Annotated in this window: 12 protein-coding genes and 1 pseudogene; 10 read left to right on the forward strand and 3 right to left on the reverse strand. The window is 68.8% G+C overall.

The window, feature by feature from the left end; all coding sequences use genetic code 11:
* Positions 1-213: 213 nt before the first annotated feature.
* The 9 genes from H0W40_RS16260 to H0W40_RS16300 all read left to right on the forward strand — a co-directional run bounded on the left by H0W40_RS16260 (position 214) and on the right by H0W40_RS16300 (position 9,819).
* Positions 214-2,343, forward strand: coding sequence for a TonB-dependent receptor (locus tag H0W40_RS16260; RefSeq protein ID WP_292448224.1), 2,130 nt, complete (start codon positions 214-216; stop codon positions 2,341-2,343).
* Between the two features lie 323 nt (positions 2,344-2,666).
* A complete protein-coding gene (locus H0W40_RS16265; RefSeq protein ID WP_292448227.1) occupies positions 2,667-3,623 on the forward strand; it encodes a D-alanine--D-alanine ligase in 957 nt (318 codons plus the stop codon).
* Between the two features lie 16 nt (positions 3,624-3,639).
* Positions 3,640-4,464 (forward strand): cell division protein FtsQ/DivIB, encoded by an 825-nt coding sequence (locus tag H0W40_RS16270; protein WP_292448230.1) that lies wholly within the window; start codon positions 3,640-3,642, stop codon positions 4,462-4,464.
* Between the two features lie 18 nt (positions 4,465-4,482).
* On the forward strand, positions 4,483-5,712 hold the full coding sequence (gene ftsA, locus H0W40_RS16275) for a cell division protein FtsA (protein WP_292448233.1): 1,230 nt from the start codon (positions 4,483-4,485) through the stop codon (positions 5,710-5,712).
* A gap of 31 nt (positions 5,713-5,743) precedes the next feature.
* Positions 5,744-6,955, forward strand: coding sequence for a cell division protein FtsZ (ftsZ, locus tag H0W40_RS16280; protein WP_292448235.1), 1,212 nt, complete (start codon positions 5,744-5,746; stop codon positions 6,953-6,955).
* A gap of 317 nt (positions 6,956-7,272) precedes the next feature.
* Positions 7,273-8,208, forward strand: a complete 936-nt coding sequence (gene lpxC, locus H0W40_RS16285) for a UDP-3-O-acyl-N-acetylglucosamine deacetylase (RefSeq protein WP_292448237.1) — start codon at positions 7,273-7,275, stop codon at positions 8,206-8,208.
* A 39-nt stretch (positions 8,209-8,247) separates the two neighbouring features.
* The gene (locus H0W40_RS16290; protein WP_292448240.1) at positions 8,248-8,427 is read left to right on the forward strand and encodes a hypothetical protein; all 180 of its coding nucleotides are present in this window, start codon (positions 8,248-8,250) and stop codon (positions 8,425-8,427) included.
* 10 nt (positions 8,428-8,437) lie between these two features.
* Positions 8,438-8,644 (forward strand): hypothetical protein, encoded by a 207-nt coding sequence (locus H0W40_RS16295; protein ID WP_292448242.1) that lies wholly within the window; start codon positions 8,438-8,440, stop codon positions 8,642-8,644.
* 398 nt (positions 8,645-9,042) lie between these two features.
* A complete protein-coding gene (locus H0W40_RS16300) occupies positions 9,043-9,819 on the forward strand; it encodes a hypothetical protein (protein WP_367153832.1) in 777 nt (258 codons plus the stop codon).
* 219 nt (positions 9,820-10,038) lie between these two features.
* Here the strand turns inward: H0W40_RS16300 and H0W40_RS16305 are convergent, their stop codons facing one another.
* A complete protein-coding gene (locus tag H0W40_RS16305; RefSeq protein ID WP_292448248.1) occupies positions 10,039-12,105 on the reverse strand; it encodes a sigma-54-dependent Fis family transcriptional regulator in 2,067 nt (688 codons plus the stop codon).
* 590 nt (positions 12,106-12,695) lie between these two features.
* Between H0W40_RS16305 and H0W40_RS16310 the strand changes: the two genes are divergently transcribed.
* Entirely contained in the window at positions 12,696-13,226 is a 531-nt protein-coding gene (locus tag H0W40_RS16310) for a hypothetical protein (RefSeq protein ID WP_292448250.1), read from the forward strand.
* 74 nt (positions 13,227-13,300) lie between these two features.
* Here H0W40_RS16310 and ruvC read toward each other — a convergent pair whose 3' ends face one another.
* Together ruvC and H0W40_RS16320 are read right to left on the reverse strand one after the other, a co-directional pair.
* Positions 13,301-13,849 carry a crossover junction endodeoxyribonuclease RuvC gene (gene ruvC / locus H0W40_RS16315; protein WP_292448253.1) on the reverse strand — a complete coding sequence of 183 codons (549 nt, stop codon included), beginning with the start codon at positions 13,847-13,849 and terminating at the stop codon, positions 13,301-13,303.
* Positions 13,850-13,854: 5 nt separating this feature from the next.
* A pseudogene (locus tag H0W40_RS16320) lies at positions 13,855-14,079 on the reverse strand (phosphatidate cytidylyltransferase); the annotation flags it as partial.
* Between the last annotated feature and the right edge of the window lie 422 nt (positions 14,080-14,501).

Here is a 14,501-nt window from a genome sequence, read left to right on the forward strand (position 1 = left end):
GCGCGAGTCTGCAGTCACGGCCGGCGTCGCCGCTCGAGCGACCGCCCCGCGCCGGCTGAGATCGGCCCCGGCCCCCAGCGGCCCGACGCCCGTCGGTCCGTTCCGGCCGCCCGGCACCTCGTGGACGGCGCTTGCCGCCGTCACCCTGCTTATCCGCCTGCAAGCCGGCGCCGCGCCACGCTCGTGCGTGCGTGCGCGCCGTGAAGGACCGTCATGAATCGATCTCCTCGTTTCCGCACCAGCCGCACGCTGGCCTGCGCCGCCGCGTTGCTGTGCGGCGCCCAGGGCCTTTCGGCCCAGTCCACGGCGCCCGCAGCGCCAACCGCCGGAGGCGACGCACCCGCGACAGCCGTGTTGCCGCCGGTCCAGGTGCGCGGCCACTACGACAACGACATTGGCACCTCCGACGCTGCCAGCGAGGGCGCCGTCACGCAGCGCCTCATCCAGAACCGGCCGGCGCTGCGGCCGGGCGAGATTCTCGAATTCGTGCCCGGCATGATCGTCACGCAGCACTCGGGCAACGGCAAGGCCAACCAGTACTTCCTGCGCGGCTTCAACCTCGACCACGGCACCGACTTCGCGACCTTCGTCGACGGCATGCCGGTCAACATGGTGACGCACGCGCACGGTCAGGGCTACACCGACCTCGGCTTCCTGATTCCGGAGCTGGTGCGGCGCATCGACTACCGCAAGGGGCCGTACTTCGCGCGCGAAGGCGACTTCGCATCCGCGGGAAGTGCGCGCCTGGCATTGCTCGACACGCTGCCCCGCCCGCTGGCCGAGATCACGCTGGGCCAGCGCGACTACCGCCGCGGTCTCTTCGCGGGTAGCACGCAGCTCGGCGAATCGGGCGTCTCCCTGCTCGGCGCGGTCGAGGCGCAGACCCACAACGGGCCCTGGAAAGTGCCCGAGGACCAGCGCAAGTTCAACGGCTGGCTGCGCGCCACTCAGCGTGACGGCAACAGCGACCGCGCCCTGACTTTCATGGCCTACGACGCCCGCTGGACCTCGACCGACCAGATCCCTGCCGCGCTGGTGGAAAACGGCACGCTCGACCGCTTTGGCTCGCTCGACCCGAGCGACGGCGGGCGCTCGCGCCGCATCAGCTTGTCGGGCAGCACGCGCACCACGCTGAACGACGGTGCATGGCAGGCCAGCGCCTACGCCGTCTCGTCGAAGCTGAACCTGTTTTCCAACTTCACCTACTTCCTCGACGACCCGGTGAATGGTGACCAGTTCGAGCAGGCCGAACGCCGCCGCATGTTCGGCGGGGAACTGAGCCGCGTGTGGGACGTGACGCTCGGCGGCCGCGAGCACGCCTTCACGCTCGGCCTGCAGGCCAGGCATGACCGCCTCGACCCGGTCGGCCTGTACCGCAACCGCGCGCGGGACCGGCTCGCCACCACGGTCGAAGCCGAAGTGAAGCAGACGCAGGCGGGCGTGTACGGCGAGTGGAATGCGCGCTGGACGCCGTGGCTTCGCAGCATCGCCGGCCTGCGCGCCGACGCCGCGCGCTTCGATGTCGACAGCTCGGTCGCCGGCAACAGCGGCAAGGCCTCGGACGAGCAGCTCTCGCCGAAGCTGGGCCTGGTGTTCGGGCCATGGCAGCAGACCGAGTTCTTCGTCAACGCCGGGCGAGGCTTCCACAGCAACGACGCGCGCGGCACCACGGCGCGCTTTTCGCCCGACGGCACCGAATCGCTCGATCCCGTGCCCGGCCTGGCCGCCAGCCGCGGCACTGAACTCGGCCTGCGCACGGTGATCGTGCCGGGCCTGCAAAGCTCGTTTGCCGTATGGCGGCTCGACCTCGACTCGGAGCTCGTCTACATCGGCGACGCCGGCACCACCGAGCCCAGCGGCGCCAGCCGCCGCAGCGGCGTCGAATGGAACAACCACTGGGTGCTCGACGATGTGGGCCTGCCCGGCTGGCTGCTCGACCTGGATCTGGCCGCCTCGCGCGCGCGCTTTCGCGACGCCCCGTCGGGCAGCGACCGCGTGCCCGGCTCGGTGGATCGCGTGGCCAGCTTCGGCATCGGCTATGCGCCGGAAGGTGGGCGCTGGTTCGGCCATTTTCAGGTGCGCCACTTCGGCCCGCGCGACTTGGTTGAAGACGGCAGCGAGCAATCTTCCGCCACTACGCTGGCTTACCTGCGCGGCGGCTGGCGGCCCACGGCCTCTCTCACGCTGGCGATCGATGTGTTCAACCTGTTCGACCGCGAGGCTAGCGACATCGACTACTTCTACGATTCACGGCCGATCCAGGGCGGCCCGGCCGCGGAGGACCGGCATTTCCACCCGGTCGAGCCGCGCACGCTGCGCGTGACGGCGAGTTATCGGTTCTGACAGCACAGGAAAGGCGCCTGTCGCGACTTGGCGCAAGCAAAGCCGTGGGCGGGTGTGCGGCGGCGCGCCTGTGCGGCGGCGAGCAGCGCAGGGCTTGCGGGCGGCGCGCGCAGCGCGCTTCGTCAACTGACTCGTCGCGCCTGTCTGAGCGTAGCGAACGCAGTGAGCGAAGCGAGTTGCGCGACGGCCCGCAAGCCCGAGCAGCACAGCGCAGTCGGCCCACAGGGCCGACCGCCGCACCGGCGCGCCGCCGCACACCCGCCCACGGCTTTGCTCCCGCTCGACGCTCGCATCGCCTGCATGCAAGCAGGAGAAACCCCACGATGAACACCATCGACCCCAAGACCCTCGGCAAGATCGCCGTCCTCATGGGCGGCACCTCCGCCGAACGCGAGATCTCACTGATGTCAGGCTCCGGCGTGCTGCAGGCGCTGCAGAGCCAGGGCGTCGATGCGCACGCCTTCGACACCGCCGACCACGACCTCGCCGAACTCAAGCGCGACGGCTTCTCAAGTGCCTTCATCGCCCTGCACGGCCGCCATGGCGAAGACGGCACGGTGCAAGGCGCGCTCGAACTGCTCGGCATCCCCTACACCGGCTCCGGCGTGATGGCCAGCGCGATCGGCATGGACAAGATCATGACCAAGCGCGTGTGGCTGGCCGAGGGGCTGCCGACGCCGCGCTACGTGCGGCTCGCGCCCGACGAACAGACCGTGCAGCGCATCGCGCAGGTGCCGGGCCGGCTCGGCCTTCCACTCATCGTCAAGCCGCCGCGCGAAGGCTCCTCGATTGGCGTGACCAAGGTGATCGACGCTGCACAACTGCAGGCGGCCGTCGAACTCTCGGCGAGCCACGACCCCGACGTGCTGTGCGAGGAGTTCATCGACGGCGAAGAACTCACCTGCCCGGTGCTCGGCGAAGGCGCGAACGCGCGCGCGCTGCCGGTGATCCGCATCGTGCCGCCCGAGGCCGGCTACGACTACCAGAACAAGTACTTCACCGACGAGGTGCAGTACCTGTGCCCGAGCGGCCTGCCGGCCGAGGAAGAGGCGGAAATCCAGCGCATCACGCTGGCGGCCTACCGCACGCTCGGCTGCCGCGGCTGGGGTCGGGCGGACCTCATGCTGCGCGCCAGCGACCGCAAGCCCTTCCTGCTCGAGATCAACACCTCGCCGGGCATGACCAGCCATTCGCTGGTGCCGATGTCGGCACGCGCCGCCGGCATCAGCTACGAACAGCTGTGCCTGCAACTGCTGCAGTCCGCCGCGCTGGATGCCTGAGAACAAGAAACCCGCCATGGCCCGCCGCCTTCGCAACCCCCGACCGACCGACCAGCCCGAGGCGCCGCCCTGGGACGTGCGCGCCATGAACCTCGCTGCCGCGCTGCTGTTCGCGGTGGCGGCCCTGGTGTTTGCCGGCCTGCTGCTGACGTGGCTGCTGCGCCTACCTCACTTCAATTTGAGCGCAATCGAATTGCGCGGCGACTTCACGCGCAACAGCGCCGCCACGATCCGCGCCAATGCGGCGCCGCGGCTGGCTGGCAATCTGTTCAGCATCGACCTCGCACAGACGCAGGCTGCTTTCGAGGCGGTGCCCTGGGTCCGGCGTGCGAGCGTGCAGCGGGTGTGGCCCGACCGGCTCTCGGTCACGCTCGAAGAGCACCGCCCTGCCGCGTGGTGGCAGGCCGGAGAAGGCCAGGACAACCGCGGCCAGGACAAGCTGGTCAACGTGCAGGGCGAAGTGTTCGAGGCCAACCCGGGCGACGTGGAAGACGAGGGCCTGCCGGTACTGCGCGGCCCCGAAGGCAGCGCAGCGGAAGTGCTCGCCATGCAGCGCCGATTGCTCCCGGTGTTCGCCGCGCTCGACACGCGCATCGATCGGCTTCGCCTGAGCGCGCGCGGCTCCTGGCGCGTGCTGCTCGACAGCGGCGCCGAGGTCGAGCTGGGCCGCGGCAGCGAGGACGAGGTGGTCGCCCGCGTGCAGGTCTTCGGCAGCACCTTGCCGCGACTGATTGCGCGCTACGAGCGGCCGCTGGAATACGCCGACCTGCGCCATGCCGATGGCTATGCGCTGCGGCTCAAGGGTGTGGGCACCGTCGTGCCGGCCCTGATGAAGAAATAAGGAAAACGAGGGGCACGAATGGCCAAGGAATACAAGGATCTCGTCGTCGGGCTGGACATCGGCACCGCCAAGGTGATGGCGGTGGTGGCCGAGGTGCTGCCCGACGGCAAGCTGCGCGTCGCCGGCATCGGCACGGCGTCGTCGCACGGCCTCAAGCGTGGCGTGGTGGTCAACATCGACGCCACGGTGCAGTCCATCCAGCAGGCGCTGAAAGAGGCCGAGATGATGGCCGACTGCAAGATCACGCGCGTGTACACCGGCATCACCGGCAGCCATATCCGTGGCCAGAACAGCACGGGCATGGTGATCGTGCGCGACAAGGAGGTCACGCCGGTCGACGTGGCGCGCGTGGTCGAGACGGCCAAGGCTATCAACATCCCGAACGACCAGCGGCTGCTGCTCGTGGAGCCGCAGGAGTTCGTGATCGACGGCCACGAGGTCAAGGAGCCGATCGGCATGAGCGGCGGGCGCCTGGAGGTCAAGGTGCACATCGTGACCGGCGCGCAGAGTGCGGCCGAGAACATCGTCAAGTGCGTGCGGCGCTGCGGGCTCGAGGTCGATCAGCTCGTGCTCAACCCCAGCGCTTCCAGCCACGCGGTGCTCACCGAGGACGAGAAGGACCTCGGTGTCGCACTGGTCGATATCGGCGCCGGCACCACCGACGTGTCGATCTTCACCGACGGCTCGGTGCGGCATACGGCCGTGATCCCGATCGCGGGCGACCTGATCACCAGCGACATCGCGATGGCGCTGCGCACGCCGACCAAGGACGCGGAGGAGATCAAGGTCGAGTACGGCGTCGCCAAGCAATTGCTGGCCGATCCGAACCAGCAGGTCGAAGTGCCGGGCTTGGGCGACCGCGCGCCGCGAATGCTTTCTCGCCAGGCACTGGCCGGCGTGATCGAGCCGCGCGTGGAAGAGATCTTCTCGCTCGTGCACCAGGTCATCCGCGAGAGCGGCTTCGAGGAGCTGCTCTCCAGCGGGATCGTGCTCACCGGCGGCAGCGCGGTGATGCCCGGCATGGTCGAGCTCGGCGAAGACATTTTTCTGAAGCCGGTGAGGAAGGGGCTGCCCCTTTACGCCGGCGCACTACACGACATGGTGGCGAGCCCGCGCTCGGCCACCGTCATGGGCTTGCTCGAAGAAGCGAGGCTGGCGCACACGCGCGGCATGAAAGCGGCACAACAGGCGGGATCTGTACAGACCCTGTTCGGCCGCGTGAGGGATTGGTTCATCGGCAATTTTTGAAACTCAACCGGCAACTGCAAGGGGAATTCACATGGGCATCGAGATGATTGAAGAGTTCGACATGGGCACGCGCATCAAGGTGATCGGCGTGGGCGGCGGCGGCGGCAATGCCGTCGACCACATGATCGCGGAGGGCGTGCAGGGCGTGGAGTTCATCTGCGCGAACACCGACGCGCAGGCACTGCACCGCTCCAAGGCGGATCAGTTGATCCAGCTCGGCGGCACCGGTCTGGGCGCGGGCTCCAAGCCGGCGGTGGGCAAGGCTGCGGCCGAAGAGGCGGAGGGCCGCATCCGCGACTCGATCGCCGGCGCGAACATGATTTTCCTGACCGCCGGCATGGGCGGCGGCACCGGCACGGGCGCTGCACCGGTGATCGCGCGCGTGGCCAAGGAGATGGGCATTTTGACCGTGGGCGTGGTCACCAAGCCCTTCGAGTTCGAGGGCGGGCGGCGCATGAAGCAGGCCGAAGTCGGCTTGTCCGAGCTGGAAGCGAACGTCGATTCGCTGATCGTCATCCTCAACGAGAAGCTGCTCGAAGTGCTGGGCGACGACATCTCGCAGGACATGGCCTTCAAGCAGGCCAACGACGTGCTGAAGAACGCGGTGGGCGGCATCGCCGACATCATCCACATCGACGCCTCCATCAACGTCGACTTCGAGGACGTGAAGACGGTGATGAGCGAGCCCGGCAAGGCCATGATGGGCACGGCCATCGCCACCGGCCCGGACCGCGCCAACAAGGCGGCCGAGTACGCCGTGGCCTGCCCGCTGCTCGAAGGGATCGACCTGTCGGGTGCGAAGGGCGTGCTGGTGCTGATCGCGGCGAGCCGTGCGAGCCTCAAGCTCAGCGAGAGCAAGAACGCGATGAACACCATCCGCCGCTACGCCGCGGAGGATGCGCACGTGATCTTCGGCGCCGCCTACGACGAAAGCCTGGGCGACCAGCTTCGCGTGACCGTCATCGCCACCGGCCTGGCTCCTGCCAAGCGCGTGCAGGCGCCGATGACGGTGGTGCACAGCCAGCCGCTGCAGCGCACCGGTACCGACAACATCCCCGTGCTCAACCAGCCGCTGCAGGGCCAGCACGCCAGCACGCCGACGCACCACGATTACTCGGGCATGCAGGTGCCCAGCGTGTGGCGCAGCGGGCGCACGCAGGCGGCGGCCAAGGTGGACGCGCTGGCGAGCAACGGGATGGACGAGATCGAGATTCCGGCGTTCCTGCGGAAGCAGGCGGATTGAGCGAGGCGTCGGCGACGGTCCCTTCGGGGACTGTCGCCCGGCCAAGCCCAAGTCGCTGGCTCGCGAGGTGTTCTCTTGTTCGCAGCCGCAAGCGGTGTCGCCGACTTCGTTCAACAAATTCTTGCTCACTGCGGTGGCGACCCCGCTCCCGGCTGGCCCGATCTTTCTCGAGATGCCGCAATAGAACGGTCCCGGCTGCCGCGACGAAAACGGATACGGCACGCCACGCCTCGTTCCGCTAAAGCGCTGTCCCACGACTACCGGTGCCATAGCGCGACCCTTCAACCGGAAAGGTCCTCGCTTCCTACAATCCCGCCATGCTCCAGCAACGCACCCTCAAGGCCATCACCCGCGCCATGGGCGTGGGCCTGCACAGCGGCCAGCGTGTCGAGCTGACCCTGCGCCCCGCCGCGCCCGACACCGGCATCGTGTTCCGCCGTGTGGACCTGCCCGTGCCGGTGGACATTCCGGCACTGGCCACGGCCGTGAGCGACACGCGCATGGCTTCGACGCTTTCGCCCGGTGGCGACCCCGGCGGGCCCAAGGTCAACACCGTCGAGCACCTGATGTCGGCCTGCGCCGGCCTGGGGCTGGACAACCTGCTGATCGACATCACCGCCGAAGAGGTGCCCATCCTCGACGGCTCGGCCGCCTCGTTCGTGTACCTGCTGCAAAGCGCCGGCATCGAACTGCAGGACGCGCCCAAGCGCTTCATCCGCGTGCTCGAGCGCGTGGAGGTGCGCCACGGCGAAGGCGACAAGGCGATGTGGGCGCGGCTGGAGCCGTACCACGGCTACAAGCTCGCCTTCGAGATCGACTTCGACCACCCGGCCGTCGACCAGACCGGCCAACGCGTGGAGTTCGACTTCGGCGGCAACCAGTACAAGCGCGACATCGCGCGCGCCCGCACCTTCGGCTTCGCCAAGGACGTGGACGCCATGCGCGCGCGCGGCCTCACGCTCGGCGGCAGCATGGACAACGCCATCGTCGTCGACGAAACTCGCGTGCTCAACAGCGAGGGACTTCGCTACGCCGACGAGTTCGTCAAGCACAAGATCCTCGACGCCATCGGCGACATGTACCTCGCCGGCAAGCCGCTGCTGGCCGCGTACAGCGCCTACAAGTCGGGCCATGCGCTCAACAATGCGCTGCTCAGGAAGCTGCTGGCCGACACCAGCGTCTACGAGATCGTGACGTTCTCCGATGCCGCCGATGCGCCCGCTGGCTTCGCCGAACTGGCGCCGGCCTGGTGAGCGGGCTACTCGCGCCGCGAACGCGTTCCACTCAATCCCATGCTGGCCTGGCGCTATGCCATCTTGTTGCTGCTCGGCGCAGCGGTGGTGTGCTTCGCGCTTTCCATCACCACGGGCGACGTGCGCTGGCGCCAGCGCGGCCTGGTGATCTTGAAGTGGACGGTGGTCGCCGGCCTGGTTTTCTTCGGGGTGCTGATCGTCGAACGTCTGCGGGAGTGATGCCGCAGCCATGAGCGCCTATTGGTGGATCGCCGCAGCGCTTGTCGCAGCCAGCTTCGGCGTGGCGTTGCTGGGCTTCATCTACTACCTGTGGAGCGGTGAGGACCGTGGCCGCAAGTTCGCAGCGGCCTGGGCGCGCTGGGGCGTGGTCTTCATGCTGGGCGCGATCATCATCGTCGTCTTCAAGCATCTGATCCTCACGCTGCTGGGCACGTGAACCCGGCGTGTGCGCACGAGTTCGGCGGGGAACTCGCCACGCATTAACAAACGCACCGACGCCAACCATGCGCCTCATCAAGAACCTCGGCACGATCGCCAACGGCGCAATCGCCTGAAGTGAGCTGAGCAGTCCGTTGAATGCGCGGAGTTGCTCATCCTGAAAGAACGCATCGCGCGTGTCCTGAAGAGGCTCCGCAACATCGGCGGGCGCGCCGCTTGCTACTGTGGGCAGCATAGAACCCCTCGAGTCAGCGAGCCCACGGCATGTCCAATCTCGGCGAAACGACTTCTTTCTGCGCCACCTTCCAGCGGCCTCGGCCGCGGCCGGCACAGCGAAGGGCGCCGCGAGCCGACAACGCGGCGTATGGCCGAACGCCTCCTGGTCGCGCGTTGGGCTTGGGAACCATCGCCCTGGCACTGCTGGGCGCCGTGCTGCAGGTCGGCTGCGCGCTCGAGTCGGGATCGTCCGGTTCTCCGAGCGCCGTGGCACGAGCGGACAGACCGCTGTCGTCCTTTTTTGTCGCGCCGGCCGTGCCGGTACACCGCGTGGGCCGCGCCGATTTCCACGGTGAGCTGCATTCTGCCGAGGTCGGGGACATCGCCGACTGGGCGGTCGATTCGGCCGATCACGGCGCGCTGCCGTTCGTCATCGTGGACAAGCGGGAGGCGCAGCTCTTTGTCTTCGATGCGCAGGGCGGGCTGCTCGGGGCGACGCCGGTGCTGCTGGGCCTGGCGCACGGCGACGACTCGGTGCCCAGCATCGGCGAACGGCTGCTTGTCGACATTCGGCCGGAAGAGCGCACCACGCCCGCGGGTCGCTTCCTTGCCGAGCCCGGCCGCAACCTCGACGGCGAGGACATCGTCTGGGTCGACTACGACGCAGCCGTCTCGATGCACCGCGTGCGCGCCACCAAGCCGGCGGAGCGCCGGCTGCAGCGATTGGCCTCCGCCACGCCGGCCGACAACCGCATCTCCTACGGCTGCATCAACCTGCCGGCCTCGTTCTACGACGAGGTGCTGCGCCCCGTGTTCGCCGGGGCGAGGGCTATCGTCTACGTGCTGCCGGAGACGGGCTCGGCGCAGGCCTGGTTCGGCTCCTACGATGTCGATGCGCGCGCGGGGCCGTTCGCCGAAGCCGCCCCGGCGGGCATCGACGCGCCGGCCCGGCACTGAGCGCGCCGCCGGACGCGCCATCGTGAGACGAGCGTTCGGGGCCGCAGCCTGCAGGCGGCATGCAACCGTCGTCGGCGCGGCGCCGCCACCGGCCGCCACGTCAGGCCCGCACCGCTACGAACTCTTGCGGTAAAGGGCGTTGCGGTCGCAGACGATGCGGCAACAGGCAAGGGGTTGCCGATAACTCGGAGGCCGGCGCGGTGGTGTCCGCGCCGCAGTTCATCGTCCGGAGCCGGGGGGCCAGTAAAGCCTGCGGTAGATGGTGTTGCGGCTCACGCCGAGCCGGCGCGCCGCCACCGAGATGTTGCCGCCGGCCTCCTCGAGCACACGCTTGACGGTGTCGAGCTCGAGCTGCTGCAGCGTGCGCGGCACGCCGGCCGGCTCGGGGGTCGCACCGCTGGCCGCGGCCGGTTGGGCTTCGCTGGAAGGCAGCGACGCCGGGCCTTCGGGCCCGACCGTGCGCCGGGCGTCGTGCAGGAAATCCTCCGACAGATGCTGCACGGCGATCACGCCTTCGTCGCCGACCAGGGCCGCGGCCGTGCGCAGCACCGTGGCGAGCTGGCGGATGTTGCCCGGCCAGCCGTAGCCCTGCATCAGCCGCAGCACTTCTTCGTCCAGGCGCGGCAGCCGGCCACGGCATTCGCGCTTGAGCAGCTTGTCGGCCAGCACCATCAGGTCGCTGCGCTCGCGCAGGGGCGGCAGCCGCAGCACCAGGCCGTTGAGGCGGTAGTAGAGGTCTTCGCGAAAGCGCTGAGCGTCCATCATTTCGCGCAGCGGCCGGTGCGTGGCGCTGATCACCGCCACGTCGGCCACCGCCGCGCGGTTGCTGTCGAGCGGCGTGGCTTCGCGTTCCTGCAGCACGCGCAGCAGCCGCGCCTGCAGCGGCAGCGGCATGTCGCCGATCTCGTCGAGAAAGAGCGTGCCGCCGTGGGCCTGCATCACCTTGCCGGGTGCGCCCTTTCGGCGCGCGCCGGTGATTGCGCGCTCTTCGCAGCCGAACAGTTCGGACTCGATCAGGCTTTCGGGAATCGACGCGCAGTTCACCGCCACGAAGGGCCCGTCGGCGCGCTTGCTGGCCAGGTGGATGGCGCGTGCCAGCACCTCCTTGCCGCTGCCCGTTTCGCCCTGGATCAGCACGGCGATGTCACGGTCGAGCACGCGCTTGACGCGTTCGACCACCGCGTCCATCTGCGGGTCGCCGGTCTGCAACTGGCGCAGGCTGAGCTGGGAGAGCGGGGCGGCGGGCGCGGTGTTGCGCGGGGTCTCGCCAGCCACCGCGACCTGGACGGCAGCGTGAGCCGACGCCGGCAAATCGCTTTCACCCGCACTGCCCAGCCGGTACCAGCCGGGCCAGTTGAAGCGCGCGGTGGCATGCACTTGCCGGCCGTCGGGCAGGCGCAGCGCCAGCGGGCTGGCGAGCGAGGCGCTGAAGTGATCGACCAGCGTGGCCAGCGTCACGCCGAACAGCGCGGCGAGCGTGTTCATGCGCAGCGCCGCACCGGACATGCCCAGATGGTCGAGCGCGGCGCGGTTGGCGCCGTGCAGCTTGCCGTCGGGGCCGACGGCGACGACACCTTCCATCAGCGTGCCGAGGTATTCGAGCCGGCCGTGGAAGTGCAGGCGCAGCGCCTGGCGCGAATCCTCCATCAGCCAGTGGTTCTGAATCATGCGGGCCGACATCTTCACCAGCCCCATCGTGTGCGAGTGGAAGGAGTGGTGGTCACCGGTGACGTCCAACACGCCGACCACGTTGCCGCGCGGATCGAAGATCGGCGCGGCGGTGCAAGTCAGGAAATGGTTGGCGTGCATGAAGTGCTCGTCGGCGTGCACGAGCGTCGGGTTCTCGGTGACCAGCGAGGTCCCGATCGCGTTGGTGCCCTTGTTCTGTTCGCTCCAGTTCACGCCGGGCGCCAGCGCCACCTTCGCCGCGCGCGCGAGAAAGTCGTCGTGGCCGATCGAATGCAGCACCGTGCCCTGCACGTCGGTCAGCAGCACCATGCTTTGCGTCGCGAGGATCTGCTCGAGCAGCATTTCCATCACGGGCACCGAGTGCGCCGACAGGCGCCGGTTGCGCTCTCGCGCCACGGCGAGGTCGGCGCGGACCACCGGGGCGTGGTCGGGCGCCTGGATCGGGCTGATGCCCAGGCTGCCGCAGCGCTCGTGCGACTGCACGATGGCCTCGAGGTGGCTTGGATCGGGCGGCAGCAACGCACTGGTGGCGACGTGGCCGAAGCCGGTCGCCCGGGCATCGCGAGGTGCGGTGCGGGCAGCGGGATAGGTGGCCATGCGCAAGCTCTCCTGTGGGCTTCGGTCGGAAGGGGTGGATCGCCGGGACTCGTGAATCGCGCCCGCGGTCCGGGCCATGACCGATGAGGGTATGTTAGAGAGCGCGCGGCCACCTCCCACGACTCGCTTGCCGTAGTACCGCAGCAGTCCGCTTGCGTGCACTTGTTCCACATGGGAGCAGCGAGGTGGTGCAACGCGCCGGCCCGGCCCCCCCGGCGGACTTTGCTGCGACGGCACATCGCTTAGGTTCTTGCTCCCGATCCACTTTCGACTGGAGCAGCTCGCCCACAACCACGATTGCACGCGCTGCCGCCGACGATCGGCCGCTTGCGTCAGCCAGCGCACGGTGGCGCTTGTACGCCTGACCTAATGTGGATTGCCGGTCGCATCGATCGACGGGTCCTGATCACTGCATAACGGTGTGGAGAGCAACAAGCAACGCTCATTCGAGCGTCGGAGGTTCGGTTGTCGCAGCACGCTGACGTAACGGCGCATGAACATCGCCTAGTCGTTCGCGAAGCGCAGGCTGAGGCATCTTTCAACCGCCCGGTTGCGCCCTTTAGGAGCGACCGGCAAATAGAGGAAGTTCCATGAATCGCATCAATATCCTGGCCGGCGCCGCTCTGGTCGCTGGCTCCTTCGTTGGCAGCAGCGCGCTCGCCGCTGACCAGACCACCAACCAGACCAGCACCGATAAGGCCGACAAGACGCAGGTCGTGCCCGCACGCGAAGACCTCAAGCCCGGCGCTGCACCGACTGTCGAACGCATGGACGACAACGCACAGCGACAGCATGACCGTGATCGGGGCAGCGCTGGCGCCGGCTCTGGGACGGGTACTGATGCTGCGGCAGGTACAGGCGCTGCTGCCGGGGCAGATGCTGGCGTAGGCGGAGCCACGGCTCCGGCAGCCGCTGGTGGCGGAGCAGGCGCCGAGGCCAGTGCTGGCGGCTCGAACGCTGCGGCCGATTCGTCGGCCCGCGGGGGCGGCATGGCAACGGCGGGCGGTGGGGAAACGCGCGATTGGGCAGCGGTCGACACCAACGGCGACAACCTGATCAGCCCCGAGGAGATGGAAGAAGCGCTCAAGGCGACCGGTCCGCAGGCGGGACAGAAGCGCTGAGGTTGCAGGCCGCGCCCCGCGCCTGCGGGGTGGGCCGGCGACGAAAGAATGAGCTTGCGGCGAGATCCGCAACTTCAGTAGACGCGCCCGCCCTTGTACTGCCCGCGCGACCGCTGCACGCGCTCGGTCGCCTGGTCGATCGCGGCAAACGAGCGTGCTGCATGCGCGTGGCAAACGGCGATGCCGAGCGCGTCGGCCGCGTCCTTGCCGGGGATCGCCGGCAAGGCGAGCAGGCGCGCGACCATCGCCTGGATCTGCTCCTTGCGTGCCAAGCCATGGCCGACCACTGCCTTCTTCATCTGCAGGGCGGTGTATTCGGCAACCGGCAGGCCGCCGGCGACCAGTGCCGCCAGAACTGCTCCACGTGCCTGACCGAGCAGCAGCGTGGCCTGCGGATTGACGTTGACGAACACCAGCTCGACGGCTGCGCACTGCGGCTCGTAACGCGCCATCACCTCGCCCACGCCCTCGAACAGGATCTTCACCCGGCCGGGCAGGTCGCCGGTGGGCAGCGCGTCGGTCTTGATGGTGCCGCTGGCCACGTAGTGCAGCCGTGCGCCGTCGACATCGACCACGCCGAAGCCGGTGGTTCTGAGTCCGGGATCGATACCGAGGATGCGCATGCGGCTCAGGCGCTCCGGTCGAAATACCAGCGCACCGAATGGAAGAACACCGGCGCGGCGAAGCACAGCGGTGCGACCCGGTCCAACAGCCCCACGGCGCCCGTCACCGAAGCGCGGTTGCCCCACCAGCGCACGCCGGCATCGCGCTTGAGCGCTCTCATGACGAACTCGCCGAGCGTGCCGCAGGCGCCAGCCAGCAGCGCCAGGGCCACGGCCTGACGAGCCGGGCGACGAAGGAGAGTGTCAGCCCCATCGCGTCGGCTGCCAAAGGCATGGTGGTTCAGCCCAGGACGGGCTGCTTCCGAGCCGGCCCTTTGTTGACGTGGGGCTGGATGGCTGTGCGAGTGCAGGGCGGGAGCAAAGCCGTGGGCAGGTGTGCGGCGGCGCGCCGGTGCGGCGGTCGGCCCTGTGGGCCGACTGCGCTGTGCTGCTCGGGTTTGCGGGCCGTCGCGGAACTCGCTTCGCTCACTGCGTTCGCTACGCTCAAACAGCCGCGACGAGTCAGATCACGAGGCGCGCTGCGCGCGCCGCCCGCAAACCCTGCGCTGCTCGCCGCCGCACAGGCGCGCCGCCGCACACCCGCCCACGGCTTTGCTAGAGGTACCGTTTCTCTTTTTAGGAGGTTGGCGCTTCGCGGGCATCGAGCCCGCGA

The sequence above is a fragment of the Methylibium sp. genome (assembly GCF_013817345.1).
Classification (GTDB): Bacteria; Pseudomonadota; Gammaproteobacteria; order Burkholderiales; family Burkholderiaceae_C; genus Methylibium.